26 protein-coding genes are annotated in these 22612 nt (G+C 68.2%); 13 read left to right on the forward strand and 13 right to left on the reverse strand.

Annotated features, from left to right (window positions below):
- Position 1: 1 nt before the first annotated feature.
- Positions 2-700 (reverse strand): segregation and condensation protein A, encoded by a 699-nt coding sequence (locus I0D00_RS03225; protein WP_213640207.1) that lies wholly within the window; start codon positions 698-700, stop codon positions 2-4.
- A gap of 141 nt (positions 701-841) precedes the next feature.
- Entirely contained in the window at positions 842-2056 is a 1215-nt protein-coding gene (locus I0D00_RS03230; protein ID WP_213638317.1) for a tryptophan--tRNA ligase, read from the reverse strand.
- 201 nt (positions 2057-2257) lie between these two features.
- Between I0D00_RS03230 and I0D00_RS03235 the strand changes: the two genes are divergently transcribed.
- Positions 2258-2614, forward strand: coding sequence for a PA2779 family protein (locus I0D00_RS03235; protein WP_213638318.1), 357 nt, complete (start codon positions 2258-2260; stop codon positions 2612-2614).
- A 27-nt stretch (positions 2615-2641) separates the two neighbouring features.
- Here I0D00_RS03235 and I0D00_RS03240 read toward each other — a convergent pair whose 3' ends face one another.
- Positions 2642-3268, reverse strand: a complete 627-nt coding sequence (locus I0D00_RS03240) for an L-threonylcarbamoyladenylate synthase (protein ID WP_213638319.1) — start codon at positions 3266-3268, stop codon at positions 2642-2644.
- Between the two features lie 13 nt (positions 3269-3281).
- Positions 3282-4145 carry a PHP domain-containing protein gene (locus I0D00_RS03245; protein ID WP_213638320.1) on the reverse strand — a complete coding sequence of 288 codons (864 nt, stop codon included), beginning with the start codon at positions 4143-4145 and terminating at the stop codon, positions 3282-3284.
- Positions 4146-4297: 152 nt separating this feature from the next.
- On the opposite strand from I0D00_RS03245, the gene I0D00_RS03250 reads away from it, so the two are divergent.
- The 5 genes from I0D00_RS03250 to I0D00_RS03270 all read left to right on the forward strand — a co-directional run bounded on the left by I0D00_RS03250 (position 4298) and on the right by I0D00_RS03270 (position 7671).
- A complete protein-coding gene (locus tag I0D00_RS03250) occupies positions 4298-4597 on the forward strand; it encodes a YciI family protein (RefSeq protein ID WP_213638321.1) in 300 nt (99 codons plus the stop codon).
- A 58-nt stretch (positions 4598-4655) separates the two neighbouring features.
- Entirely contained in the window at positions 4656-5060 is a 405-nt protein-coding gene (locus tag I0D00_RS03255; protein ID WP_213638322.1) for an SH3 domain-containing protein, read from the forward strand.
- Between the two features lie 12 nt (positions 5061-5072).
- Positions 5073-5750 carry a response regulator transcription factor gene (locus I0D00_RS03260; protein WP_213638323.1) on the forward strand — a complete coding sequence of 226 codons (678 nt, stop codon included), beginning with the start codon at positions 5073-5075 and terminating at the stop codon, positions 5748-5750.
- Between the two features lie 121 nt (positions 5751-5871).
- Positions 5872-6282 (forward strand): Spy/CpxP family protein refolding chaperone, encoded by a 411-nt coding sequence (locus I0D00_RS03265; protein WP_213638324.1) that lies wholly within the window; start codon positions 5872-5874, stop codon positions 6280-6282.
- Positions 6283-6336: 54 nt separating this feature from the next.
- Positions 6337-7671, forward strand: coding sequence for a sensor histidine kinase (locus tag I0D00_RS03270; RefSeq protein WP_213638325.1), 1335 nt, complete (start codon positions 6337-6339; stop codon positions 7669-7671).
- Between the two features lie 25 nt (positions 7672-7696).
- Here the strand turns inward: I0D00_RS03270 and I0D00_RS03275 are convergent, their stop codons facing one another.
- The gene (locus I0D00_RS03275; RefSeq protein WP_213638326.1) at positions 7697-8257 is read right to left on the reverse strand and encodes a nitroreductase family protein; all 561 of its coding nucleotides are present in this window, start codon (positions 8255-8257) and stop codon (positions 7697-7699) included.
- A 78-nt stretch (positions 8258-8335) separates the two neighbouring features.
- Positions 8336-8707 carry a YkgJ family cysteine cluster protein gene (locus tag I0D00_RS03280; RefSeq protein ID WP_213638327.1) on the reverse strand — a complete coding sequence of 124 codons (372 nt, stop codon included), beginning with the start codon at positions 8705-8707 and terminating at the stop codon, positions 8336-8338.
- Positions 8708-8862: 155 nt separating this feature from the next.
- On the opposite strand from I0D00_RS03280, the gene I0D00_RS03285 reads away from it, so the two are divergent.
- Positions 8863-9234, forward strand: a complete 372-nt coding sequence (locus I0D00_RS03285) for a hypothetical protein (RefSeq protein WP_213638328.1) — start codon at positions 8863-8865, stop codon at positions 9232-9234.
- Positions 9235-9311: 77 nt separating this feature from the next.
- On the forward strand, positions 9312-10766 hold the full coding sequence (locus tag I0D00_RS03290) for a TrkH family potassium uptake protein (protein ID WP_213638329.1): 1455 nt from the start codon (positions 9312-9314) through the stop codon (positions 10764-10766).
- Positions 10767-10797: 31 nt separating this feature from the next.
- Here the strand turns inward: I0D00_RS03290 and I0D00_RS03295 are convergent, their stop codons facing one another.
- The gene (locus tag I0D00_RS03295; protein WP_213638330.1) at positions 10798-11799 is read right to left on the reverse strand and encodes an AraC family transcriptional regulator; all 1002 of its coding nucleotides are present in this window, start codon (positions 11797-11799) and stop codon (positions 10798-10800) included.
- Between the two features lie 170 nt (positions 11800-11969).
- Here I0D00_RS03295 and I0D00_RS03300 point away from each other — a divergent pair, with 170 nt between their 5' ends.
- Positions 11970-12287: an Mpo1-like protein gene (locus I0D00_RS03300; RefSeq protein ID WP_213638331.1), complete on the forward strand. Its 318-nt coding sequence runs from the start codon at positions 11970-11972 to the stop codon at positions 12285-12287.
- Positions 12288-12526: 239 nt separating this feature from the next.
- Entirely contained in the window at positions 12527-13915 is a 1389-nt protein-coding gene (locus tag I0D00_RS03305; RefSeq protein WP_213638332.1) for an adenylate/guanylate cyclase domain-containing protein, read from the forward strand.
- A 60-nt stretch (positions 13916-13975) separates the two neighbouring features.
- On the opposite strand, the gene I0D00_RS03310 is transcribed toward I0D00_RS03305, so the two are convergent.
- Together I0D00_RS03310 and I0D00_RS03315 are read right to left on the reverse strand one after the other, a co-directional pair.
- Positions 13976-15013: a glycosyltransferase family 4 protein gene (locus I0D00_RS03310; RefSeq protein ID WP_213638333.1), complete on the reverse strand. Its 1038-nt coding sequence runs from the start codon at positions 15011-15013 to the stop codon at positions 13976-13978.
- A complete protein-coding gene (locus I0D00_RS03315) occupies positions 15010-15834 on the reverse strand; it encodes a UDP-2,3-diacylglucosamine diphosphatase (protein WP_213638334.1) in 825 nt (274 codons plus the stop codon). Before I0D00_RS03315 ends, I0D00_RS03310 begins: the two co-directional genes overlap by 4 nt.
- A 136-nt stretch (positions 15835-15970) precedes the next feature.
- On the opposite strand from I0D00_RS03315, the gene I0D00_RS03320 reads away from it, so the two are divergent.
- The 3 genes from I0D00_RS03320 (at position 15971) to I0D00_RS03330 (ending at position 17990) form a co-directional block, all read left to right on the forward strand.
- Positions 15971-16723 (forward strand): helix-turn-helix domain-containing protein, encoded by a 753-nt coding sequence (locus I0D00_RS03320; RefSeq protein ID WP_213638335.1) that lies wholly within the window; start codon positions 15971-15973, stop codon positions 16721-16723.
- 83 nt (positions 16724-16806) lie between these two features.
- Positions 16807-17142: a tRNA-binding protein gene (locus I0D00_RS03325; protein ID WP_213638336.1), complete on the forward strand. Its 336-nt coding sequence runs from the start codon at positions 16807-16809 to the stop codon at positions 17140-17142.
- Entirely contained in the window at positions 17139-17990 is an 852-nt protein-coding gene (locus tag I0D00_RS03330; RefSeq protein ID WP_213638337.1) for a DMT family transporter, read from the forward strand. Before I0D00_RS03325 ends, I0D00_RS03330 begins: the two co-directional genes overlap by 4 nt.
- Here I0D00_RS03330 and I0D00_RS03335 read toward each other — a convergent pair whose 3' ends face one another.
- The 4 genes from I0D00_RS03335 to I0D00_RS03350 all read right to left on the reverse strand — a co-directional run bounded on the left by I0D00_RS03335 (position 17991) and on the right by I0D00_RS03350 (position 22612).
- The gene (locus tag I0D00_RS03335) at positions 17991-18284 is read right to left on the reverse strand and encodes an Rdx family protein (RefSeq protein ID WP_213638338.1); all 294 of its coding nucleotides are present in this window, start codon (positions 18282-18284) and stop codon (positions 17991-17993) included. It abuts the gene before it with no gap.
- 121 nt (positions 18285-18405) lie between these two features.
- Positions 18406-20514: a motility hub landmark protein FimV gene (locus I0D00_RS03340; protein WP_246533164.1), complete on the reverse strand. Its 2109-nt coding sequence runs from the start codon at positions 20512-20514 to the stop codon at positions 18406-18408.
- A 236-nt stretch (positions 20515-20750) separates the two neighbouring features.
- Complete coding sequence (locus tag I0D00_RS03345) at positions 20751-22178, reverse strand: DHA2 family efflux MFS transporter permease subunit (protein WP_213638339.1); 1428 nt, start codon at positions 22176-22178, stop codon at positions 20751-20753.
- Positions 22178-22612: a MarR family transcriptional regulator gene (locus tag I0D00_RS03350; RefSeq protein ID WP_213638340.1), complete on the reverse strand. Its 435-nt coding sequence runs from the start codon at positions 22610-22612 to the stop codon at positions 22178-22180. Before I0D00_RS03350 ends, I0D00_RS03345 begins: the two co-directional genes overlap by 1 nt.

Here is a 22612-nt window from a genome sequence, read left to right on the forward strand (position 1 = left end):
GTCATTCAGCTCGCGCACGCACGTGGATAGGCCCGAAGGCCTCATTCTGCACCAGCTCGACCAGGGATTCCTTGATCAATTCGAGCACCGCCATGAAGGTCACCACCACCCCCAGGCGCCCTTCCTCCGCCGCGAACAGCTCGACGAACGGCACGAAACCGCCGCCCTTGAGGCGCTCGAGCACCTCGCTCATGCGTTCGCGGGTCGACAGCGCCTCGCGGATCACCTGGTGACTCTCGAACATGTCGGCCCGCCGCAGCACCTCGGCCATCGACAGCAGCAGCTCTTCCAGACCGACCTCCGGCAGCAGCTTGCGCGCCCGCGCCTGCGGCGCCTCCAGCTGCGGCACCGTGTGATCGCGGCCGACCCGCGGCAGCAGGTCGATGCCCTCGGCGGCGGCCTTGTAGCGCTCGTACTCCTGCAGCCGGCGAATCAGCTCGGCACGGGGATCGTCCTCGTCCTCCGGCGCCTCGCTGGAGCGCGGCAGCAGCATGCGCGACTTGATCTCGGCGAGCATGGCGGCCATCACCAGGTACTCGGCGGCCAGCTCCAGGCGCACCGACTGCATCAGCTCGACGTAGCCCATGTACTGCCGGGTGATCTCCGCCACCGGGATGTCCAGCACGTCGATGTTCTGCTTGCGGATCAGGTACAGCAGCAGGTCCAGGGGCCCCTCGAAGGCCTCGAGAAACACCTCCAGGGCGTCCGGCGGGATATACAGGTCCAGCGGCAGCTCGGTGACGGCCTGGCCATAGACCAGGGCGAACGGCAGCTCCTGCTGGGCGCCGGCCTGGCTATCGGCGGGTTCTTCGGGCGGCGCTGGGCACATACAGGTCTCCGCTCAGCGGTAGTTCATGCCCATGGCCAGACGCACCTCGGCCAGGGTTTCGCGGGCCTCGTCGCGGGCGCGCTCGGCGCCTTCGGCGAGAATCCTGCGCACCAGGTCGGGGTCGCTCTGATAGTCGGCGGCGCGCACCTGCAGCGGCTTGAGTTCCTCCTGCACCGCCTCGATCAACGGCCCCTTGCACTCCAGGCAGCCGATGCCCGCGCTCTGGCAGCCCTGCTGCACCCACGCGCAGGTCTGCTCGCTGGAATACACCTGGTGCAGGGGCCACACCGGGCAGTGCGCCGGGTTGCCCGGGTCGCTGCGGTGCACCCGGGCCGGATCGGTCGGCATGCGCCTGATCTTCTCCTCGACCTCGATGGCGCTGTCGCGCAGGAAAATCGCGTTGCCATTGCTGTTGGACATCTTGCCGCCGTCGAGCCCCGACAGCTTCGGCGCCTCGCTGAGCAGGGCCTGGGGCTCGGGCAGCAGCACCTTGCCACCCCCTTCCAGGTAGCCGAACAGACGCTCCTTGTCGCCCAGGGTGATGGTCTGCTGCTCCTTGAGCAGCGCCCGGGCGGTTTCCAGGGCCTCGACGTCGCCCTGCTGCTGAAAGGCCTTGCGCAGGTTGTTGTACAGGGTCGCGGTCTTCTTGCCGAGCTTGCCGATGGCCGCCTCGGCCTTGTCTTCGAAGCCCGGCTCGCGGCCGTACAGGTGATTGAAGCGCCGTGCCACCTCGCGGGCGAATTCGATGTGCGCCACCTGGTCGGCGCCGACCGGCACCACCCCGGCGCGGTACAGCAGGATGTCCGCCGCCTGCAACAGGGGGTAGCCGAGGAAGCCGTAGGTGCCCAGGTCCTTGCCCCGGGGCTGCTCCTGCTGCTCCTTGTAGGACGGCACCCGCTCCAACCAGCTGAGCGGGCAGATCATCGACAGCAGCAGGTGCAGCTCGGCATGCTCGGGCACCTGGGACTGGATGAACAGGGTCGCCGAGCTGGGGCTGATGCCCGCGGCGAGCCAGTCCACCGCCATGTCCATGACATGCTGGGAAAGCTGGCCGGCCTGCTCGTAATCGGTGGTGAGCGCATGCCAGTCGACGATGCAGAAATAGCACTCGTAGGCGTGCTGCAACCTGACCCAGTTCTTCAGCACACCGTGATAGTGGCCGAGGTGTAAACGGCCACTGGGGCGCATGCCGGACAGCACGCGGCGCTCGGAGTCAACAAGGCTCAAACCGGTTTACCTAAAGGTTCCAACAAGGGCGCGAAGTATAGCGGGGCCGAAGGCCACAACGAAACCGAGACGGCGGGAACCGGTCGGCCGGCATGCCAGTCCAAACTACGATGCCGGCGGGTGCAGCGAGGAGTACCGGCAGCGGCCCGCACAGCCGCAGCAGGTTGTGCGGCGTCATCGCCCCCGCCCTGGGAGACCCGAATGAAAACGCCAGCCAAGACCCTAGGCCTCGTCCTGCTGATCGTCGGCCTCAGCGCCGCCCTGGCGGTGCCCGCCCACGCCGAGATGATCGGCACCGCCGAAGTCCTCGCCGGGCAAACCGGCCAGGCCGACCGCGACACGCTTAAGCAGTTTCTCGAGCGCAGCGACGTAGAGGAAAGACTGCAGGCCATGGATGTGCCCGCCGCCACGGCCAGGAGCCGCGTCGACGCCCTGACCCCGGCCGAGGCCGCCACCCTCGCCCAACGCATCGACAGCCTGCCGGCCGGCGGCGCGCTCAGCGGCAACGACGTGATCATCATCCTGCTGGTGGCCATCCTGGTGGTGCTGATCCTCTGAGGCCCGGCGGGCGCCCCGCGACCGACGCTACTCCTCGGCGAACGGTCGCGGATCGCCACAGCCGACGCGCAGCACTTGCACCTCGTCGTCGACCAGGCTGATCACGGTCGAGGCCTCCAGCCCACCGACTCCGCCGTCGATGATCAGGTCGACCTGGTGTTCGAGTGCCTTGCGCATCTCGTGCGGGTCGCTCAGCGGCAGCGCATCCCCCGGCAGTACCAGGCTGATGCTCATCAGCGGCTCGCCGAACTCCTCCAGCAGTGCCAGGGCGATCGGATGGCCGGGCACCCGCAGGCCGATGGTGCGGCGCTTGGGGTGCAGCAGCATGCGCGGCACCTCGCGGGTGGCATTGAGGATGAAGGTGTAGGGGCCTGGGGTGTGGTTCTTCAGCAGGCGAAAGGCACCGGTATCGACCTTGGCGAACAGGCTGAGCTGCGACAGGTCGCGGCACAGCAGGGTGAAGTTGTGCTTGTCGTCCAGCTGGCGCAGGCGGCGAATCCGCTCAAGGGCGTTCTTGTCGCCGATACGACAGCCGACGGCATAGCAGGAATCGGTCGGATAGATCACCACGCCGCCGCCCCTGATGATCTCCACCGCCTGCCTGATCAGGCGCAACTGCGGATTTTCCGGGTGAACCTGGAAAAATTGACTCACGCTGACTCCCTGTTCAGATTGCAGCAGACTGCCGGACATGGCGAAAACGCGTCCAAAGGGGCGGAAGGTCTTGCGGAACGGGACGGTACATGCCCAGCTCCGACCAGTCGCCAGGTGCATGGAAATCGCTGCCGGCGCTGACCAGCAGACCGAACTCACGGGCCAGGATCGCCAGGCTGCCCACCTGCTCGGCCGGTTGCATGCCATTGACCACTTCCAGGGCATGGCCGCCGGCCTGGACGAAATCGGCGATCAGCTTGCGCCGCTTACTACGAGTAAAGTCGTAGTGCCACGGGTGTGCCAGGCTGATCCAGGCGCCGGCCTGGCGCAGGGTCGCGACGGCCTGCTCCAGGGTCGGCCAATGCTGCTTGACGTCGCCCAGCTTGCCCGAGCCGAGCCACTTGCGAAACGCCTCGGCGCGATCCCTGACGTGGCCGGCACGCACCAGAAACTCGGCGAAGTGCGGCCGCGCCGGAGCGTTGCCGCTGTCGCCCAGCTCCTGCTGCACCGCCCGCGCGCCCTGCAGGGCACCCGGCATGCCCTTGCCCTCCAGACGCCTGGCGATTTCCTCGGCGCGCAGCCAGCGGCCCTGGTGCAGGTCGGCAATCGCCTGACCCAGCGCCGGCGTATCGCAGGCGAAGGCATAGCCCAGTACATGGATGGTCGCACCGCCCCAGGTGCAGGACAGCTCGATGCCGTTGACCAACTGCATGCCCAGGGCTTGTGCCGCCACCCGCGCCTCGTCCAGCCCCTCGAGGGTGTCGTGGTCGGTCAGCGCGAGCAGCCTGACGCCGCGCTCATGCGCCCGGGCGACCACCACGGCGGGCGCCAGTGCGCCGTCGGAGGCCGTGCTGTGGCAATGCAAATCAACTTCCATAGGAGCGTTTTCCGAATATTTATGTTTGTTATTATGCCGTGGCCCGCCGGCTCGTGCCGCCGCCACACGACATTTCCTCGACTTGCCCGGCCGCCGCCTGCTCCGACGCGGCGTCAGCCGGCCAGCTCGCCAGATGCCCACAAGGACCCGAGATGCTCTACGCCATTATCGCCACCGATGTCGAAAACTCCCTGGACAACCGCCTGGCCGCCCGCCCCGCCCACCTCGCGCGCCTGGAGCAGCTCAAGCACGAGGGCCGCCTGGTCCTCGCCGGCCCGCACCCGGCGGTCGACAGCAACGACCCGGGTCCCGCCGGATTCAGCGGCAGCCTGATCGTAGCCGAATTCGACTCGCTCAACGCCGCACAGAGCTGGGCCGACGCCGACCCCTACCGCGCCGCCGGCGTGTACGCCTCGGTGCTGGTCAAGCCCTTCAAGCGGGTCCTGCCCTGAGTCAGCTGCCGGCGGCGCCGGCCCTTCGGCGCCCCCTTCGTAGGAAATAGGAGTTCCGATGCGTCCAGCCTTCAAGCCGTTGCTGTTTGCCCTATGGCTGCTGCCATTGCACCTGCAGGCCGCGGAAGACACCGCGCCGGCGCTGCCGGAACCCTCCGCAGCGCAGACGCAGCTGCGCGAACTGGAGCAGCGCCTGGCGGCCAGCGAACGGCAACGCGCGGCGCTGAGCGCCGAGCTACAGGCCGGCAGCGGCGAGCGCGAGTCGGCGCAGGTGCAGCGCCTGCGTCAGGAGAACCAGCGCCTCAAGCTGCAGCTCAAGAGAACCCAGGCCGAGTCGCCGGCACGCCTGCTCAGCGACCAGCAGACCTGGTTCGCCATCGGCGCCGGCGCCGGCCTGCTCGGGGTGATCATCGGCGCACTGCTGCGCGGCAACCGCCGCACCCGTCGCGAATGGATCAACTAGAAGCCGAGCCCCATGAATCAGCTGTTACTGATCGACGATGACATCGAGCTGTGCGAGCTGCTGTCCAGCTGGCTGACCCAGGAAGGCTTTCGGGTCGACGCCTGTCATGACGGCAACGGCGCCCGCCAGGCCCTGGCCGACCGCTGCCCGGATGCGGTGGTGCTCGACGTGATGCTGCCCGACGGCAGCGGCCTGGAGCTGCTCAAGCAACTGCGCGGCGAGCATCCGGAGCTGCCGGTCCTCATGCTGTCGGCCCGCGGCGAACCGCTGGACCGGATCCTGGGCCTGGAGCTCGGCGCCGACGACTACCTGGCCAAACCCTGCGACCCCCGCGAACTCACCGCCCGCCTGCGCGCCGTGCTGCGCCGCAGCACGGCGCCGGCCACGCCCAGCCAAGTGGAGCTGGGCGACCTGCGCTTCAGCCAGGCCCGCGGGGTGGCCAGCATCGGTGAGCACGAAGTGCCGCTGACCCTCTCCGAGAGCCGTCTGCTCGAAGCCCTGCTGCAACAGCCCGGCGAACCGCTGGGCAAGCAACAGCTGGCGCAACTGGCCCTGGGCCGCAAGCTGACCCTGTACGACCGCAGCCTGGACATGCACGTCAGCAACCTGCGCAAGAAGCTCGGCCCGCACCCGGATGGGCGCCCGCGCATCCTCGCCCTGCGTGGCCGCGGCTATTACTACAACGCCTGAGGCAGCCCCCGGCGAGCGGCATCTTTACCCAGGCTTTACCCTGGCCTGACGGCCCCTGACCTTGCCCGCCCTAGACTGGGCTCATCCGGCCACCGGCCGGTTCCCAGACAAGGAGATACCCATGCGCAAGACCCTCACCGCCGTGCTGCTCGCCCTGACCCTGCCGTCCCTGGCCCTGGCCATGCCCGAAGGTGGCCCGCGCCACGGCGGCGAACACGGCATGCGACTGTTCAAGGAACTGGATCTGAGCAAGGCACAACAGCGCGAGATGCGCCAGCTGATGGGCGAGCAGATGAAGAACCGGCACGCCATCACCCAGCGCTACCTCGACAAGCTGCCCGCCGCCGAGCGCAAGGCCCTGCAGGATGAGCTGAAGGCGGCCCGGGAGCAGCAGCACGACGCCATGCGCGCCCTGCTCGAACCCGAGCAGCAGGAGGCCTTCGACGCCCACCTGAAGAAGATGCAGGAGCGACGTGCCGAGCGCGAAGCCTTCATGACCTGGAAGGCCGAGCAGGCGCAGAAAGCCGAGTAAACCACCCGCGACCCCATCCCCTGGCGATGGGGCCGCACCCAGCAAGGAGTCACCGTGCGCTCATTGTTCTGGCGGATCTTCGCCAGCTTCTGGTTGGCCGCCGCCCTGGTGGCCGGCCTGTCCATGCTCCTGGGCCGGGCGCTGAATCAGGACGCCTGGATCCTCAGCCAGCATCCGGCCCTGGACGGCCTGGCCGAAACCTGGACGCAGCGCTACGAACAGCAGGGCGCCGAGGCCGCCCAGGCGTTCCTGGAGCAACGGCGCAAGGCCTTCCGCGTTCACGTCCAGGTGCTCGGCGACAACGGCCAGCCGCTGGTCAGGGGCACCTTCCCGCGCCGCGCGGCAGCCCTGGAGGCGCGCCAGGCACATGACCGACGCCTGCCCTGGCGCCGCCTGAGCGCCGAGTACAGCAGCCCCCTGAGCGGCGCAAGCTACCTGTTCATCTACCGCATCCCCCACCCGGAACTGCTCGCCTGGCACCGTGGCAGCCTGCTCTGGCCGCTCAGCGCGCTGGGCATCGCCCTGGTGGTGCTGACCCTGACCAGCCTGCTGCTGACCCTGTCGATCACCCGCCCTTTGAACCGCCTGCGCGGCGCCGTGCACGACCTCGGGCAGACCGCCTATCAGCAGGACAGCCTGGCCCGCCTGGCCCGCCGCCACGATGAACTGGGCATATTGGCCCGCGACTTCAACCGCATGGGCGCGCGCCTGCAGGGCCTGATCGGCAGCCAGCGCCAACTGCTGCGCGACGTCTCCCACGAGCTGCGCTCGCCCCTGGCGCGCCTGCGCATCGCCCTGGCCCTGGCCGAGCGTGCACCCGCCCAGGAGCGGGAAAAGCTCTGGCCACGCCTGGCCCTGGAGTGCGATCGGCTGGAAGCCCTGATCGGCGAGATACTCGCCCTCGCGCGCCTCGACGCCGATCCCGGCGGCGCACGCCCCATCGACCTGGGTGCCCTGCTGCGCAAGCTGCAGGAGGACGCCCGGCTGAGCGCCCCGCAGCAGCAAATCGACGTCCAGGTGCCGAGCGAGGCGCGGCTGCGGGGCTGGCCGGACATGCTCGAACGGGCCCTGGACAACCTGCTGCGCAACGCCCTGCGCTTCAACCCTGCCGGCCAGCCGATCGAACTGCGCGTGACGCCGCAAGCGGGCGAGCTGTGCATCAGCGTGCGCGACCACGGCCCGGGCGTCGCCGCGCAGCACCTGGCGCAGCTGGGCGAGCCCTTCTTCCGCGCTCCCGGCCAGCGCGAGCCGGGGCATGGCCTGGGCCTGGCCATCGCCCGCCGCGCCGCCGAGCGTCATGGCGGGCGCCTGCTGCTGGAGAACCGCCCCGACGGTGGCTTCAGCGCCAGCCTGCTGCTACCGCTGGATGCCGACGCCGCCAGTCACTGAGTCGGCGGCCGACGGCCGGCGCCTATCAGGCGGGCCAGGCGCTGACGAAGTCGGCCACCTGCACCGGCGCCGGCGTGCGCAGCTCGCGCTCCGGCGTGCCCAGATAGAGGAAAGCGACGATCTGCTCGTCCGCACTCAGCCCCAGGCCTTCGGCGACCCTGGGGTCGTAGGCCATCTCGCCGGTACGCCAGACCGCGCCGATACCCTGGACATGGGCGGCGAGCAGGATGGCGTGGGCCGCACACCCGGCGGCGATCACCTGCTCCTGCGCCGGCACCTTGGGATGGGCCTGCAGCCGGGCGATCACCACCACCAGCACGGGTGCACGCAGGGGCATGGCCCGCGCCTTGGCCAGGGCCTCCTCGCTGGCATCGGCGTTGCGCGCCAGCAATGCCTGGGCGAACAGCTCACCCAATTGCTCACGCGCATCCCCCTCGACGGTCAGAAAGCGCCAGGGCCGCAGCTGGGCATGATCCGGCGCCCGCAACGCGGCGCGAAACAGCAGCTCACGCTGAGCGGCGTCCGGCCCAGGGGCACGCAAACGCGGGGCAGAAACACGGTTGAGCAGGGCATCGAGCGCATCCATCGGCCACCTCCAGAAGAAAAGAAGCGGCAATTCTAGAGGCTCGGCGCCGCTGCTTGGGGAAAAACTGCCGCCAGCCGCTCAGGCCACGCGCTCCGGCGACACGCTCGGCTGCACGGGCGGGGTCAACGGCGGCAGGCCGTGGGCCCGGCGAGCATCGTCGCAGCGCGGGTTGTGCTCGCCGTTGGCCCAGGACGCTTCGAACTCGCGGCAGGGGCTGGAGCGCTGCTCGTAGAGGGTGCAGCGCACACCCTGGCCGACATCGCCGAGCAGGGCGACGCAGCGCGCCGGCTTGGCCTCGGTGCCGCGCATGGCAACCCGGTGCGGGGTGATCTGGATCACCTGCTCGTCCGGCACCAAACCGCCGGCCGACTGGCACTCCCCCCAGAAGAAAGACACACGAAAATGCGCGCAGCAGGCGCCGCACGTAAGGCAAGGATTAGCGTTCGACATGATTTAGCGGACTCAGAAACCGGCAAGGGCCGGCACCTGGCGCGCTATTCTATGCAGCGCCGGGCACTTGTAAAGCACGATATGCGGACGGCTGTACGGCGCCGGAGAGCCGCGTAGAATGACGCCCCTTGCCGCCCTCCTGCCGAGCCCGTCCCATGGCCTTGCCGACGCTGCGCATCATCGCCTTCATCCTCGGCAGCCGGCCCGCCGCCCTCTTCCTGGGCAAGCGCAAGGGGCCGCTCGAGGACCGGCAGGTGCGCGGCTGCCTCGCTTTGCCTCTGCTGCGGCGCGTCCCGCTGTTCGATGCCTGGCCTTCGCCGATCACCTTTTCTTGCTTTTTCACCATTACAATCGGCGCCTCGGCCCTGCCCCGCTCGGCCGTGGGCAACCTGGGCCCGGCCTCGCGACGAGAAACTTCGCCGGCCTGCCGGCAGCGCCAAGCACTGTTGAGCCAGGCCATCGTGCTGGGCCACCTGAAGATATTCGCCGTGCCGGCGCGCGCGACCCCGGCACCCTGGAAGCACTGAAGGTCGGCCACCCCACCCGCCGCGCAGCGGTGGTCGGACGGCCATGGACTGACGACATTATTTTTGGAACCGACTAGATGGCTTTGCCGACCCTAAGAATCATCGCGTTTATCAACGGCATCTTTCTGATCACCCTGGCCATCAGCATGGTCGTCCCGATGTTCACCCTGCTGATCTTCGAACGGGCGCACGAACTGAACGCGTTCCTCTGGTCCAGCCTGATCACCTTCGTCGCCGGTCTCGCCATGGTGGCCCAGGGCCGCCCGAAGAATACCCAGCTGCGCCCGCGCGACATGTACATGCTGACCGTCTCGAGCTGGCTGCTGGTGTGCGTGTTCGCCGCCGTGCCCTTCATGTTCACCCAGCACATCAGCTACACCGACGCCTTCTTCGAGAGCATGTCCGGCATCACCACCACCGGCGCCACCGTGCTCAGCGGCCTGGACAGCATGTCCCCGGGCATCCTGATCTGGCGCTCGCTGCTGCACTGGCTCGGCGGCATCGGCTTCATCGGCATGGCCGTGGCGATCCTGCCGATGCTGCGCATCGGTGGTATGCGCCTGTTCCAGACCGAGTCCTCGGATCGTTCGGAAAAGGTCATGCCGCGCTCGCACATGGTCGCCAAGTACATGATCGCGGCCTACGTGGGCCTCAGCCTGCTCAGCGTGCTGGCCTTCTGGCTGGCGGGCATGGGCCTGTTCGACGCGATCAACCACACCATGTCGGCCATCGCCACCGGCGGCTTCTCCACCTCGGACCGCTCCCTGGGCAACTGGAGCCAACCCGCGGTGCACTGGGTGGCGGTGGTGGTGATGATCCTCGGCAGCCTGCCCTTCGCCCTGTACGTCTCGAGCATGCGCGGCAACTACCGCGCGCTGCTCAGGGACCAGCAGGTGCAGGGCTTCCTCGGCATCCTGCTGTGCACCTGGCTGGTGCTCGGCACCTGGTACTGCCTGACGTCCGGACTGCATTGGCTGGAGGCCATCCGCCACGTGGCGGTCAACAGCACCTCGATCATGACCACCAGCGGCTTCGCCGTGGGTGACTACACCCTGTGGGGCGGTTTCGCCGGCATGCTGTTCTTCTACCTGGGCTTCATCGGCGGCTGCTCGGGCTCCACCGCCGGCGGCCTGAAGATCTTCCGCTTCCAGGTCGCCTACGTGTTGCTCAAGGCCAACCTGAAGCAGTTGGTCCATCCCCGCGCGGTGATCAAGCAGCAATACAACATGCACCGTCTGGACGAGGACATCGTCCGCTCGATCCTGACCTTCTCCTTCTTCTTCACCATCACCATCGCCGGCCTGGCCCTGGCCCTGACCCTCTGCGGCCTGGACTGGATCACCGCGCTGAGCGGCGCCGCCAGCGCCGTCTCCGGGGTGGGCCCGGGCATGGGGCCGATCATCGGTCCGGCCGGCAACTATGCCCCGCTGCCGGACATCGCCAAGTGGCTGCTGACCGCCGGCATGCTGCTCGGTCGCCTGGAGATCCTCACGGTGCTGGTGCTGCTGATGCCGTCCTTCTGGCGCCACTGACGGCGCCAGGGCGGCCACGCCACCGCCCCCGTTAGAGACGCGCGCGGTATTCCCCGGGGGTGATGGCGAACCAGCGGCGGAAGGCGCGGAAGAAATTGCTCGGGTCGGCGAAGCCCAGCAGGTAGGAGACCTCCAGCAGGGTCAGGTTGGGCTGGCCGAGGTACTGCTCGGCCAGTTCGCGGCGGGTGTCGTCGAGCAACTGCTGGAAGCTGGTGCCTTCTTCCTGCAGGCGTCGCTGCAGGGTGCGCTGCGACAGATGCAGCGCCTGTGCCACCGCCTCGCGCTTGGGCTCGCCCCGGGGCAACAGACGGCACAGCACCTGGCGGGCCAGATGGGTCACCCGGCTCTCCGAGAAGCGCGCCAGATACTCGCCGGCGAACCTGTCATGCAGCTGCGCCAGGGCTTCGTTGGCGCTCGGCAGGGGCATCTCCAGGTCCGCCCGCTCGAACAACAGGGCGTAATGCGCCGCATTGAACTTCAGCGGCGCCTGGAACACCTGCTCGAAAGGCTGCAGGTCGGCCGGCGGGTCGCCCTGGAACAGGATCTGCTGCGGACGCAGCGACTGGCCGGTCATCCAGCGGCAGAAGGCCAGGGCATAGGCCAGCGAGGCCTCGGCACTCTGGCGCGCCGGCGGCAGGCGATCGCCATGGATCGCCAGGACCAGCTCGTAACCCTGGGGGGTGGGCCGAAAGCTCAGGTCGGCACCCTCGGCGATGATCCGCTGGTAGCGCACCAGGCGGGTCAACCCCTCCTTCAGTGTGCGGCTGGACATCAGCGCATAGCCGACCACATGAAAGGACGCCGGACGCACCACCCTGGCCATGTTCAGGCCGATCGCCGGGTTGCCCGACAGCTCCACCGCCCGCTGCCACAGGCGGGTCATGCCATCCTGCGCGAAGCGGGCCTCCGGGTCGTGCAGGGCGGCGTAATCCAGCCCCAGCGCGGGGAAGATCGTCCGGCAATCGACACCGCCCATTTCCAGCGCCTGGACGATGCCCAGGGCCCAGCTCGACGACGTGGTACGTTCGCTCATGGGATTTTTCTTGTTAGCTATTGATGAAGCCGCCCCGGCGGGCTGGTGACACAAGGGTACTAAACTGGCACCCAATGTCACTGGCCCCGCCGGGCAGGCGGCTTAGACTGCAGAAAAGCCCCGTCCGCCTCAATGACCGACGCGGCCAACCCCGCCCCAGGAGGCGCGCCATGACCAGCCAGACCCAGCCGCGTTACCACAGCTTCGCCGAGTTCTACCCCTACTACCTGCAGGAGCACAGCAACCCTGTCTGTCGGCGCCTGCACTATGTCGGCAGCCTGCTGGTCCTGGGCATTCTCGGTTATGCCCTGGCCACCCAGCAATGGCTATGGCTGCTCGCCCTGCCCTTCGCCGGCTATGGTTTTGCCTGGCTCGGTCACTTCGTGTTCGAGAAGAATCGCCCGGCCACCTTCCAGTACCCGCTGTACAGCTTTGCCGGCGACTGGGTCATGCTCAAGGACGCCTTTACCGGCCGCATCAAGTTCTAGGCAATCGCCCGTCGGCCCTGGGCGCGCATCGCAGCCCGCAGCCGAAGCCACTCCCGGCTGGCGAACGCCGCCGTCGCGACCGCCCAGCCCCCGCAGCCCGCCGCTGGGCCACGATGCTTGGCTGTCGCCCGGGCGCTTGGTTATGATCCCGGCTTCGTCTGCAGCTTGGCCCAGAGCTTGCAGACACCCCAGGCGTCCAGCAGAGGCGTCAGAAAATCAGCAGGGATCGTCTCCACCATATGAATGCCACCCTCTCGAATCGGCCCCATGCCTTGCCGGCACCGCCGCTGCGCGAGTACTACTCCCGCGTGCTGGCCTACATTGCCGTGGCCGCCAGCATTGCCGCCGGCACCTATTCCCAGCACTTCGCCTACGGCATCCTGTGGATGGTGCCCTATGCCCTGCTCTACCCGCACCTGGCTCACCACCTGAGCCTGCGCTTCAAGCGCGAACACCCGCAGCGCACGACCCTGGCCCTGCTGTTCATCGATGCCCTGCATTGCGGCGCCGCCCTCGCGCTGCTGGGGTTTTCGGTGGTGCCCAGCCTGATGTGCCTGCTGACCCTGGCCTTCAGCTCCCTGGTGATCGGCGGCTTGCGCCACCTGGGCCTGGCCTTGCTGGTCGCGCTCAGCGGCACCCTGCTCAGCAGCGCGCTGATCGACCTGCGGATCACCCCCCAGTCGCCGGCCCTGGTCGCCCTGGTCAGCATCGCCTTCACCACCCTGTATATCTGCATCACCGCCTACTTCGTACACCAGCAGGGCCTGCGCCTGGCCCAGGTGCGCAGCGAGATCAAGCGCGAGCAGGAGAAAGCCGCGCGCCTGGCGCGCAACCTGGCCAAATACCTGTCGCCCCAGGTGTGGGAGTCGATCTTCAGCGGCAAAAAGAGCGTGCGCCTGGAGACCCAGCGCAAGAAGCTCACGGTGTTCTTCTCCGACATCAAGGGCTTCACCGAGCTGTCCGAGGAACTGGAAGCCGAGGCCCTGACCGACCTGCTCAACAGCTACCTCAACGAGATGTCGAAGATCTGCCTGAAATATGGCGGCACCATCGACAAGTTCATCGGCGACAGCGTCATGGTGTTCTTCGGCGACCCGGCCAGCAAGGGCGCCAAGAAGGATGCGGTGGCGGCGGTGTCCATGGCCATCGCCATGCGCAAGCACATGAAGGTGCTGCGCCAGCAATGGCGCAGCCAGGGCATCACCAAACCCCTGGAGATCCGCATGGGCCTGAACACCGGCTACTGCACGGTGGGCAACTTCGGCGCCGACACGCGCATGGACTACACCATCATCGGCCGCGACGTGAACCTCGCCAGCCGCCTGGAGAGTGCCGCCGAAGCCGGCGAGATCCTCATCTCCCATGAGACCTACTCCCTGGTCAAGGACCTGATCATGTGCCGCGACAAGGGCCAGATCGGCGTCAAGGGCTTCACCCGCCCGGTGCAGATCTACCAGGTGGTGGATTTCCGCCGCGACCTGGGCGCCACCTCCAGCTACGTCGAGCACGAACTGCCCGGCTTCTCCATGTACCTGGACACCAACGGCATCCAGAACTTCGACAAGCAGCGGGTCATCCAGGCCCTGCAGCAGGCCGCCGAGAAGCTGCGCGACAAGGTCATCATGTGAACGAGCGAAGCCGCCCGCGGGCGGCTTCGGCGTAGGCGGCTGCGCGGCGCCGAACCTGGCCTAGCGTTCGGGAGCCGGGGCCAACCCGGCGGCGCAGGGCTCGCCGTCGAGCAACGGCTGTTGCGCCAGGAACTCCAGGGCCGAGGCCCGCCAGGACTGGCGCGCCGCCAGTTCGGCGCAACCTGCCCGGTCCAGCTCCAGCGCGCCCAGGCAGGCCTCGCGCAGGTCCTCGGCCATCACCCCGTTGACGCCCTGTTCCAGGACATCCAGCGGCCCCGGCACCGGGAACGCGGCCACCGGCGTACCGCAGGCCAGGGCCTCGAGCATCACCAGGCCGTAGGTGTCGGTACGCGAGGGGAACACCAGCACGCTGGCCTGGCGATAGGCCTCGGCCAGGGCCTCGCCATGCCGGTAGCCGAGAAACTTCACCCGCGGGTAGCGCGCCTGCAGCGCTTCGCGCTGCGGACCATCGCCGACCACCTGCTTCTCCCCCGGCAGGTCGAGGGCGAGGAAAGCCTCCAGGTTTTTCTCCGGGGCGATGCGCCCGACGCAGAGGAACACCGGCTGCACACTGCCCAGTCCCGACACCGGCGGATGGAACAGCCGGGTGTCGACCCCCTTGCGCCACAGCACCAGGCCTTGCAGCCGCCATCCGGCCAGCTCGGCGCGCAGGCGCTCGGTACTCACCAGCACGGCCTGGCTCGGCCGATGAAACCAGCGCAGGTAGGCGTAGCCCCAGCTCAGCGGCAGCCAGCGCCAGCGGGTATTGAGGTACTCGGGAAAGCGCGTGTGGATGGCGCTGGAAAACGCCAGCCGACGCTTGCCCAACCAGCGCCGCGCGGCCCAGCCGAGCGGGCCTTCGGTGGCGAGGTGAACGCAGTCCGGGCGGAAGTCGCGGATCGCCGGCCCGACACGCCAGAGGTCCCACGCCAGCGGAATCTCCGGGTAGGTCGGGCAGGGTCGCGTGCGGAAGTCCTGCGGCGACAGCAGCTTGACCTGATGGCCCAGGCCGCGCAGCTCGGCGACCAGCGCCTGCAGGCTGGTGACCACGCCGTTGACCTGCGGCGCCCAGGCATCGGAGACGATCAGTATCCTCATGCCAGCGGCTCGACGACGGCCGGCCGCTCTGCCTCATGAAGCTCCTGAGCCGCCTGCTCCTCGGCGAGCCGGTAGAGCACGATGCTGCCGTCCAGCTGCTCGATCAGCGCCGTGCAGGACTCCACCCAGTCGCCGCAGTTCATGTATTCGACACCGCCCACCGAGCGGATCTCGGCGTGATGGATGTGACCGCAGACCACGCCATTGAAGCCGCGCTTGACGCACTCGTGGGCGATGGCCTCCTCGAAGTCGCTGATGAAGTTCACCGCACTCTTGACCTTGTGCTTGAGGTAGGCCGACAGCGACCAGTAGCCGTAGCCATAGCGCTGGCGCCAGTGATTGAGCCAGCGGTTCAGGGTCAGGGTGAATTCGTAGGCCGAGTCACCGAGGAACGCCAGCCAGCGGTGATAGCGGGTGATCACATCGAACTGGTCGCCGTGGATCACCAGCAGGCGCCGGCCATCGGCGGTGAGGTGCTCGGCCTCGTCGACCAGCTGGATATTGCCCAGCACCAGGCTGGAATAGCGGCGCAGGAACTCGTCATGGTTGCCGGTGACATAGATCACCTCGGTGCCGCGCTTGCTCATCGTCAACAGGCGGCGGATCACGTTGCTGTGCGCCTGGGGCCAGTAGATGCCGCTACGCAGCTTCCAGCCATCGATGATGTCGCCGACCAGATAGACCCGGTCCGCCTGGTAACGCTTGAGAAAGGCCGCCAGGTGCTCGGCCTGACAATCCCGGGTGCCCAGGTGGACATCGGAGATCCACAGGGTGCGGACACGTTGCTTACGACTGGGTTTCACCAGCTGTGCGCTGCTCATGGGCGGCCTCCGGCAGGGTTTCGACGAGCATGGGCGAGGGGGGTGAAGCGCGTATGACAGCCAGGTTGCAATCGGGTGACGAGGCCATTTACCCGCTATTGGGGTTAGACTGACCGCCCTGCTCGAGGAACCGCCCATGTCTGCGCTGCTATCCCTGCGCCACTACAGCCACGACCTGCTCAGCCATAGCCACGGCCATGCCCAGCTGGTATTCGGCCTGAGCGGGCGGCTGGACTTCGAAGTGGCCGGCCGCTCCAGCCAGGTGATCCGCCAGACGCTGGCGGTGGTCCCGGCCGAGACCCGCCATGCCTGCGGCAGCCGCGAGGGTAGCCAGTGCCTGGTGCTCGACGTGCCCTCACAGCAGTGGCTGCAGCAGCGCCTGGGCGATCACGCCGACGCCAGCCTGCGCCTGCTCGACCGGCCCGGGTCGCTGGCCCTCGACACGCCGCAGAGCCAGCTGGTCAGCTGGCTCGCCGCCAGCCCGATCAATGACCCGGTCATCGCCGAGCAGGGCGCCGCCCTGCTCCTGGCCAGCCTGGCGGCCGGAGCGCAACGCCTCGGGGAAGGCCGTCGCCTGCCATTGGCCGCCCTCGACGCCCATATCGACCGGCACGCCGCCCACCCCCTGCAGGTCGGCGACCTGGCGCGCCTGGCGGGCCTGTCCACCGCGCGTTTCCATACCCGCTTCCTCGACGAAGTCGGGCAGACGCCGATGGAGTACGTGCGCCGCCGGCGCCTGCAACTGGCCCGGCACCTGCTGGAGAACAGCCACCTGAGCGTCGGCGACATCGCCGCGCGGGTCGGCTACGGCTCGCAGAGCGCCTTCACCGCTGCCCTCTCGCGCCAGTTCGGCATGACGCCGCGGGCCTTGCGCCGCGCCTGCGAGTAGCGCGACAAAACCCGCGATTCGCGCGACAGACACCACCCGAAGCGCCCCCTAGACTGCATGCCAGGACATACAGTGGAGGCGTTATGCAGTACATCGAATGGGACGATTTCCAGCGAGTCGAGCTGCGGGTGGGCACCGTGCTCTCCGCCGAACCGAACGCGAAGGCACTGAAGCCGGCTTACGTGCTGCGCGTCGACCTCGGCGAACTCGGCATCAAGACCTCCAGCGCCCAGGTGACCGCCCACTACGCCTGCGATGAGCTGATCGGCCGGCAGGTGCTGTGCGTGTGCAACTTCGCCCCCAAGCGCATCGCCGGGGTCCGCTCGGAGATTCTGGTGACCGGCGTGCATGACGCCGACGACAAGGTGGTGCTGGCCGGTTTCGACAAGACGCTGCCCAACGGGGCACGGCTGGCATGACCGAGCGCAAGGCGTTGCTGGCGATTCACCTGGGCGCCCTGATGTTCGGTCTCTCGGGAATCTTCGGCAAGTTGGCCGACAGTGCGCCGCTGGCGATAGTCGTCGGCCGCGCGCTGTTCGCCGTACTGGCCCTGGCGCTGTTCGCCCAGCTGTTCGGACAAGCCGGCGGAAAGCGCCCGGGCGGCGCCCAGCTGGGCCTGCTGGGGCTCGGCGGGCTGTTGCTCGGCGCCCACTGGCTGACCTTCTTCCAGGCGGTCAACGTCTCCGGCGTGGCCATCGCCACCCTCGGCTTCGCCAGTTTCCCAGCCTTTACCGTGCTACTGGAGGGGTTGCTGTTCCGCGAGCGCACCCGCCCCAGCGAGTTTCTGATGGTGGGCGTGGTCTGTCTGGGCCTGGTGTTGGTCACCCCCAGCTTCGACCTGGCCAGCCAGGGCACCGCCGGGTTGCTCTGGGCAATCCTGTCCGGCCTGTTGTTCGCCCTGCTGTCGCTGCTCAATCGGGCCAGCACCCCGGGCGTCGACCCGGTACGTGCCGCGCTGTGCCAGAACTTCACCGTACTGGCCTGTTTTCTGCCCTTCGCCTGGCCGCTGCTGCCGGGCCTGAGCCTGCTCGACTGGTTCTGGCTGGCGATGCTCGGGGTGCTCTGCACGGGCCTGGCGCACAGCCTGTTCGTCGCCAGCCTGCGGGTGATCAAGGCCCGCAGCGCCGCGGTGATCTTCGCCCTGGAGCCGGTCTATGGCATCGCCTTCGCCTGGTGGCTGTTCCACGAGGTGCCGACCCCGAGCATGTTCGCCGGCGGCGCGCTGATCATCCTGGCGATCTTCGCCTCGGCGCGCATGGCGCGCTGATTAGGCCTCGCGCGGGCGATCGCTATGGCCCAGGTCACGCCCGGGGTCGATCTGGTCGCGTACACGCTGCTTGAGTACCTTGGCCTCGGGAAAGCCGCCATCGGCCTTGCGCTCCCAGATCTGCACGCCGTCGCAGGTGATGCGGAACACCCCGCCACTGCCGGGCTCCAGGCTGACCCTGGCCAGCTCGTCGGCGAAGGTCGACAGCAGCTCCTGGGCCAGCCAGGCGGCGCGCAGCAGCCACTGGCACTGGGTGCAATAGGTGATCACCACTTCCGCTTTGCGACTGGGCATGGGCCTGCTCTAACCGTCGAGGGAGTGGCCATGATAACGCCGCCGAGGCAACGGCCGGACAGAAAAAACCCGTCCACAGGACGGGTTTTTCACCACTCGGCCCGGGCGCCCCGGGGGCGTCCTAGGCGATCTTGGCCAACAGCTCGCGGGCCTGCTGCTTCTGCACCTCGTCGCCTTCGCTGATCACCTGGTTGAGTATCCCGCAGGCGCTGTCGAGACTGCCCTGCTCGATATAGGCCAGTGCCAGGTTGAGCTTGGAGAGATTGTCACGGTCGCCCTCCAGCTGATCGAGCTCGACCAGCAAAGGACTGTTGCCGCCCAACGGCTGCCCGGCGAAGTCCTCGGTCAACTCCTCCTGCAGCCAGTCCTCGGCGTTGGCCTCCTCGACCAGCATGGTCTCGGCGAAAGGACTGCGCGCGCTTCGCGTATCGCCGATGGCGCCGGCCTCAGGGCCCGCGCTACCCAGCTCGTCCTGCACCACCGGCTGCTTGCTGGCCGGCTGCTCGAAGGGGGTGACCAGGTCCCAGTCCGCGTCCAGCGACAGGTCGTCGAGATTGAGCTGGAAATCCTCCGCCGGCTCGGCTCCAGAGGCCTGCGGCTGCAGGTCCTCGAACGCCAGCACCGCGTCTTCCAGCGGGTCCTCGAATGCCTGCTCATTCAGCTGCGGGTAGCGCGCCTTGATTTCGTCGACGCGCGACGCCGCGGCGCCCCCTGCGCGAAAGAGCGCCTCTTGCTCGGCAAAGGCCTGCACATCGCCGAGCTGGGCCAACACCTCCAGCAGGCGGAAGCGGATATCCTGACGTTCCGGCTGGGCCGCGAGCGCCTTGCGCAAGGCATCGGCCGCCGCGCCGAAGCGCCCATAGGCGATATAGATATTGGCGCCCTCCAGCGCGTCCGCAAGAGGCGCCGGAGGCGACATCGCGGCGCTCGGCGCCTCGGGCGACGGAGCGACCTCAGCCACCCTCGACGGCTGCACGAGCGCCGCCAGCGGTTCCTCATCGGCCACGGCCACGACCGGCGGCTCGGGCTGCAGCTCCTCTTCGCGTCGAACGCGGCGCCGGCTGGAGCGCCAGAGCAGCGCCGCGAGGCTCGCCACCACCAGCAGCAGCGCCGCCGCACCGACGGCGAACCAGTTGCGCCCTTGAATGGCTGCCGGCTCGCCCCGCGCCTGCTGCCCGCCGGCCGCGGCCAACCCGGACGCCGCTGCCGGCTGCCCGGAAGGCGCCGCGGCCGGCACCTGGGCCTCGGCCAGTCGGGCCTGCAGCACAGCCAGTTGCTGGTCCTTGCTGTCCATCTGTGCCTGCAGTTGCTGGATCTGCAGCTGCATCTGGGCCAGTTGTTGCTGCAACTGGAGACTCTCCGCCGCCTGGTCGGCCAGCTCCCGCTCCACGCGCCGCTGCGCCTGGGTGATCGATTCGACCTGGGGATCGACGGACTGTGGCGCGGCAGGCTCACCGGCGGCAAGCGCGCGACTATCGGGCGCCGGTGCGGCTGGCGTGCCGGTGTCGTCGATCTGCCGAGCCGCCGCAGCGCTATCCGGCAGCAGCAGCTCGGCGCTGACCAGCAACTGGTTGATATCGCCCCGGGCGAAGGCCCGGGGATTGAGGGCATGGATATCCGCCATCAGCGCCTGCTGCGTGGCCTCGCTGCCCTCTGCACGCAAGCGCGCGGCGATCTTCCACAGGCTGTCGCCGCGCACCACCCGGTAACGCGTGTCCAGCCGGGCGGGCGGCTTGGGCCGGGTCTCGGCGGGCTGCACGGCGGGAGCTGCCGCCGCCGGCTGTATCCGCCCCATCGCGCCTGGCGCGGTGGTCACCGCGCGGTAGGCCGAAGAACCTGGCGGGTCCAGCAACAGGGTGTACTCTCGCAGCAGCCGGCCATTGGGACGCGCCACTTCGACGATGAAGTTCAGGTATGGCTCACGCACCGGCCGGCTCGAACGAACCCGGATGATACCGCCGCCGCCGCGCAGCAAGGGGGTGAAGCGCAAGTCATTGAGAAAGTAGAAACGCTCGACACCGGAGCGGCTGAACACCTCGGCCGGAGCGAGGCTGATCTTCAGGTCATCGGCACTCAGGTCCGCGACCTCGAGCAATTCGATATCGGCTTCGAGTGGTTGATTCAGCGCCGAGTGCAGGGTTATTTCACCCAGCCCCAAGGCCGGCACCAGGCTGGAATAGAATGCAGAGCTGGATGCCAGACCAAGTAATAGTTGGCGAACCCGAGCCATATGACCTCCCCCGGAAACTCCGTCCTGAAAAAACTCACCATCTAGCGCTTGGCCATGCACGTCCTGTGAACGATGAGAACAGACGGTTAAGCAATTAGTGCGTCGAACGCGACACTCCGTGTCACATTCAACTTGTCAGTGAGTATGGTCACAATATTTGAATCTGCGCAGTTTAGTGGGTAAACAGCGCCGCGGCCTATGGCGCCGGGGGAGAAAGACGCAAATTTATCCTCGCGTCATCCGGCGCCGAGGCCCGCCCCCTGAGCGCCGCTCGCGCGCACGCCCCTGGCGGCCAGGGCCGTCAGCACGAATACCGCCGCCATCAGCCAGAAGCTCTGCTGAAAAGCCTGGGCCTCGGCCAGCCGATGGCCGCCCTCGGCGGCGTGGCGCCACTCGAGGAAGAAGGTCAGCAGATTGACCCCGAACGCACCGCCCAGCTGGCGCACGAAGGTGATGGCGCCGGCGCCCTGGGCCAGCTCCTGGGGGCTGAGGATGTCCAGCGAACCGGTACTCAATGCCGGCAGCAGCACGCCGAGCCCGACCCGCCCGACACAGGCCCAGAAACACAGCAGGACGAACGAGGCACCCGGTTCGAGCCAGGCCAGCCCGGCCGCCGACAGGGCGAAGATCAGCAGGCCAGAGGCCAGCAGCAACGCCGCCGAGGCCCGGTCGCTGAGCCAGCCGCCGGCGAAGGAAGCGACGCCCATCAGTACCCCGGTCGGCAGGAGCAAGGCACCGGCCAGCCCGGCGCTGTAGCCCTGGATGGTCTGCAGGTAGAGGGGGATCAGATAGGTCGAGCCGTACAGGCCCACGCCCAGGGTCAGCGCGACCCAGCTGGCACTACGAAATCCCGCATGGCGCCACAGCCCCAGGGGCAGCAGCGGCGTGCTGCTGCGCCGGCTGCGCGCGAAGAAGCCGGCGAGCGCCACGGCACCGATCACCGCCGGCAACCATACCCGCGGCGCACTCCAGGCGAAACGCTGCGCCTCGGCCAAGGCGCCGAGGATGGCGAACAAGGCCACGCACATCAAGACGAAGGCGGCGACATCCAGCATGGGCGTGGTTCGCTGCCGCTCACTCGGCAACAGCCACTGGCCGCCCAGCAGCGCCAGGCAACACAGCGGCAGCGGCAGCCAGAACACCGCCGCCCAGCCGAAGTGGTCGACCAGGTACCCGCCGATGCTCGGCCCCAGCGTCGGCGCGACCATCACCCCGAGGCCGTAGATCCCCAGGGCCATGCCGCGCCCGGAGACGGCGAACACGCGGAAGATCAGGACCATGGCCAGTGGCTGGACGATGCCCGCACACAAACCCTGGACGACGCGCAGGGCGATCAGCTGCCAGGCCGTCTGGGCGACCACGGCCAGCAATGAGGTCAGGATGAACAGCGCCAGGCCGATCTGCGCGGTGCGGCGCGCGCCCCAGCGTGCCTGCGCCCAGGCGGACAACAGCAAACCGGCGGTCATAGCCGCGAGGAACCCGGTCGACAGCCACTGCACCAGAGGCCGGCCGATGGAGAAATCCGCCATGATCGCCGGCAACGCCACATTGATGGTGGTCGAGGCCAACACCATGGCCATGCTGCCGAGCATCAATACACCCAGCAGCCTCTGCGGATAACGGCTACCGAATCGCACCTGCAAAGAATGCAGGTCTTGACTCATCAGCGCTTTTCCAGATTGGCCAGGACCCGCGCATGCACCTGCTGGCAGCGCCGCAGCTCCTCCTCCTCGATACCGGCGAAACATTCCTTGCGCAACTGGGTGGAAATGGCCTCGATCTGTTCGATCAACGGCTGGGCCCGCGGACTCAGGCAGACCTTCTTGGCCCGGCGGTCTTCGGGGACCGCCTGGCGGCTCACCAGGCCTTGCGCCTCCAGGCTATCGAGCAGGCGCGCCAGCGTAGGCCCCTCGACACCGACGCTCTGCGCCAGCTCGCGCTGGGTGGGCAATTCGTCGAAACGGGCCAGGTGCAGGAGTACCAGCCAGCGGGCCTGGGAGAGCCCCAGCCCGACCAGGCGCCGGTCCAGTTCGGCGCGCCAGGCGCGGGATAGCTGGGCGATCTGCATGGCGAAACGGTGTTGATCTGTGTGGGACAT

It is taken from the genome of Pseudomonas lalucatii, assembly GCF_018398425.1.
Lineage (GTDB): Bacteria > Pseudomonadota > Gammaproteobacteria > Pseudomonadales > Pseudomonadaceae > Aquipseudomonas > Aquipseudomonas lalucatii.

Excerpts from the sequence above, each read along its gene's own strand:
- I0D00_RS03235 (WP_213638318.1), top strand. The coding sequence starts at position 2,258 with ATGAAAACGCCAGCCAAGACCCTAGGCCTCGTCCTGCTGATCGTCGGC.
- I0D00_RS03245 (WP_213638320.1), bottom strand. The coding sequence starts at position 4,145 with ATGGAAGTTGATTTGCATTGCCACAGCACGGCCTCCGACGGCGCACTG.
- I0D00_RS03250 (WP_213638321.1), top strand. The coding sequence starts at position 4,298 with ATGCTCTACGCCATTATCGCCACCGATGTCGAAAACTCCCTGGACAAC.
- I0D00_RS03255 (WP_213638322.1), top strand. The coding sequence starts at position 4,656 with ATGCGTCCAGCCTTCAAGCCGTTGCTGTTTGCCCTATGGCTGCTGCCA.
- I0D00_RS03260 (WP_213638323.1), top strand. The coding sequence starts at position 5,073 with ATGAATCAGCTGTTACTGATCGACGATGACATCGAGCTGTGCGAGCTG.
- I0D00_RS03265 (WP_213638324.1), top strand. The coding sequence starts at position 5,872 with ATGCGCAAGACCCTCACCGCCGTGCTGCTCGCCCTGACCCTGCCGTCC.
- I0D00_RS03275 (WP_213638326.1), bottom strand. The coding sequence starts at position 8,257 with ATGGATGCGCTCGATGCCCTGCTCAACCGTGTTTCTGCCCCGCGTTTG.
- I0D00_RS03280 (WP_213638327.1), bottom strand. The coding sequence starts at position 8,707 with ATGTCGAACGCTAATCCTTGCCTTACGTGCGGCGCCTGCTGCGCGCAT.
- I0D00_RS03285 (WP_213638328.1), top strand. The coding sequence starts at position 8,863 with ATGGCCTTGCCGACGCTGCGCATCATCGCCTTCATCCTCGGCAGCCGG.
- I0D00_RS03290 (WP_213638329.1), top strand. The coding sequence starts at position 9,312 with ATGGCTTTGCCGACCCTAAGAATCATCGCGTTTATCAACGGCATCTTT.
- I0D00_RS03295 (WP_213638330.1), bottom strand. The coding sequence starts at position 11,799 with ATGAGCGAACGTACCACGTCGTCGAGCTGGGCCCTGGGCATCGTCCAG.
- I0D00_RS03300 (WP_213638331.1), top strand. The coding sequence starts at position 11,970 with ATGACCAGCCAGACCCAGCCGCGTTACCACAGCTTCGCCGAGTTCTAC.
- I0D00_RS03305 (WP_213638332.1), top strand. The coding sequence starts at position 12,527 with ATGAATGCCACCCTCTCGAATCGGCCCCATGCCTTGCCGGCACCGCCG.
- I0D00_RS03310 (WP_213638333.1), bottom strand. The coding sequence starts at position 15,013 with ATGAGGATACTGATCGTCTCCGATGCCTGGGCGCCGCAGGTCAACGGC.
- I0D00_RS03315 (WP_213638334.1), bottom strand. The coding sequence starts at position 15,834 with ATGAGCAGCGCACAGCTGGTGAAACCCAGTCGTAAGCAACGTGTCCGC.
- I0D00_RS03320 (WP_213638335.1), top strand. The coding sequence starts at position 15,971 with ATGTCTGCGCTGCTATCCCTGCGCCACTACAGCCACGACCTGCTCAGC.
- I0D00_RS03325 (WP_213638336.1), top strand. The coding sequence starts at position 16,807 with ATGCAGTACATCGAATGGGACGATTTCCAGCGAGTCGAGCTGCGGGTG.
- I0D00_RS03330 (WP_213638337.1), top strand. The coding sequence starts at position 17,139 with ATGACCGAGCGCAAGGCGTTGCTGGCGATTCACCTGGGCGCCCTGATG.
- I0D00_RS03335 (WP_213638338.1), bottom strand. The coding sequence starts at position 18,284 with ATGCCCAGTCGCAAAGCGGAAGTGGTGATCACCTATTGCACCCAGTGC.
- I0D00_RS03340 (WP_246533164.1), bottom strand. The coding sequence starts at position 20,514 with ATGGCTCGGGTTCGCCAACTATTACTTGGTCTGGCATCCAGCTCTGCA.
- I0D00_RS03345 (WP_213638339.1), bottom strand. The coding sequence starts at position 22,178 with ATGAGTCAAGACCTGCATTCTTTGCAGGTGCGATTCGGTAGCCGTTAT.
- I0D00_RS03350 (WP_213638340.1), bottom strand. The coding sequence starts at position 22,612 with ATGTCCCACACAGATCAACACCGTTTCGCCATGCAGATCGCCCAGCTA.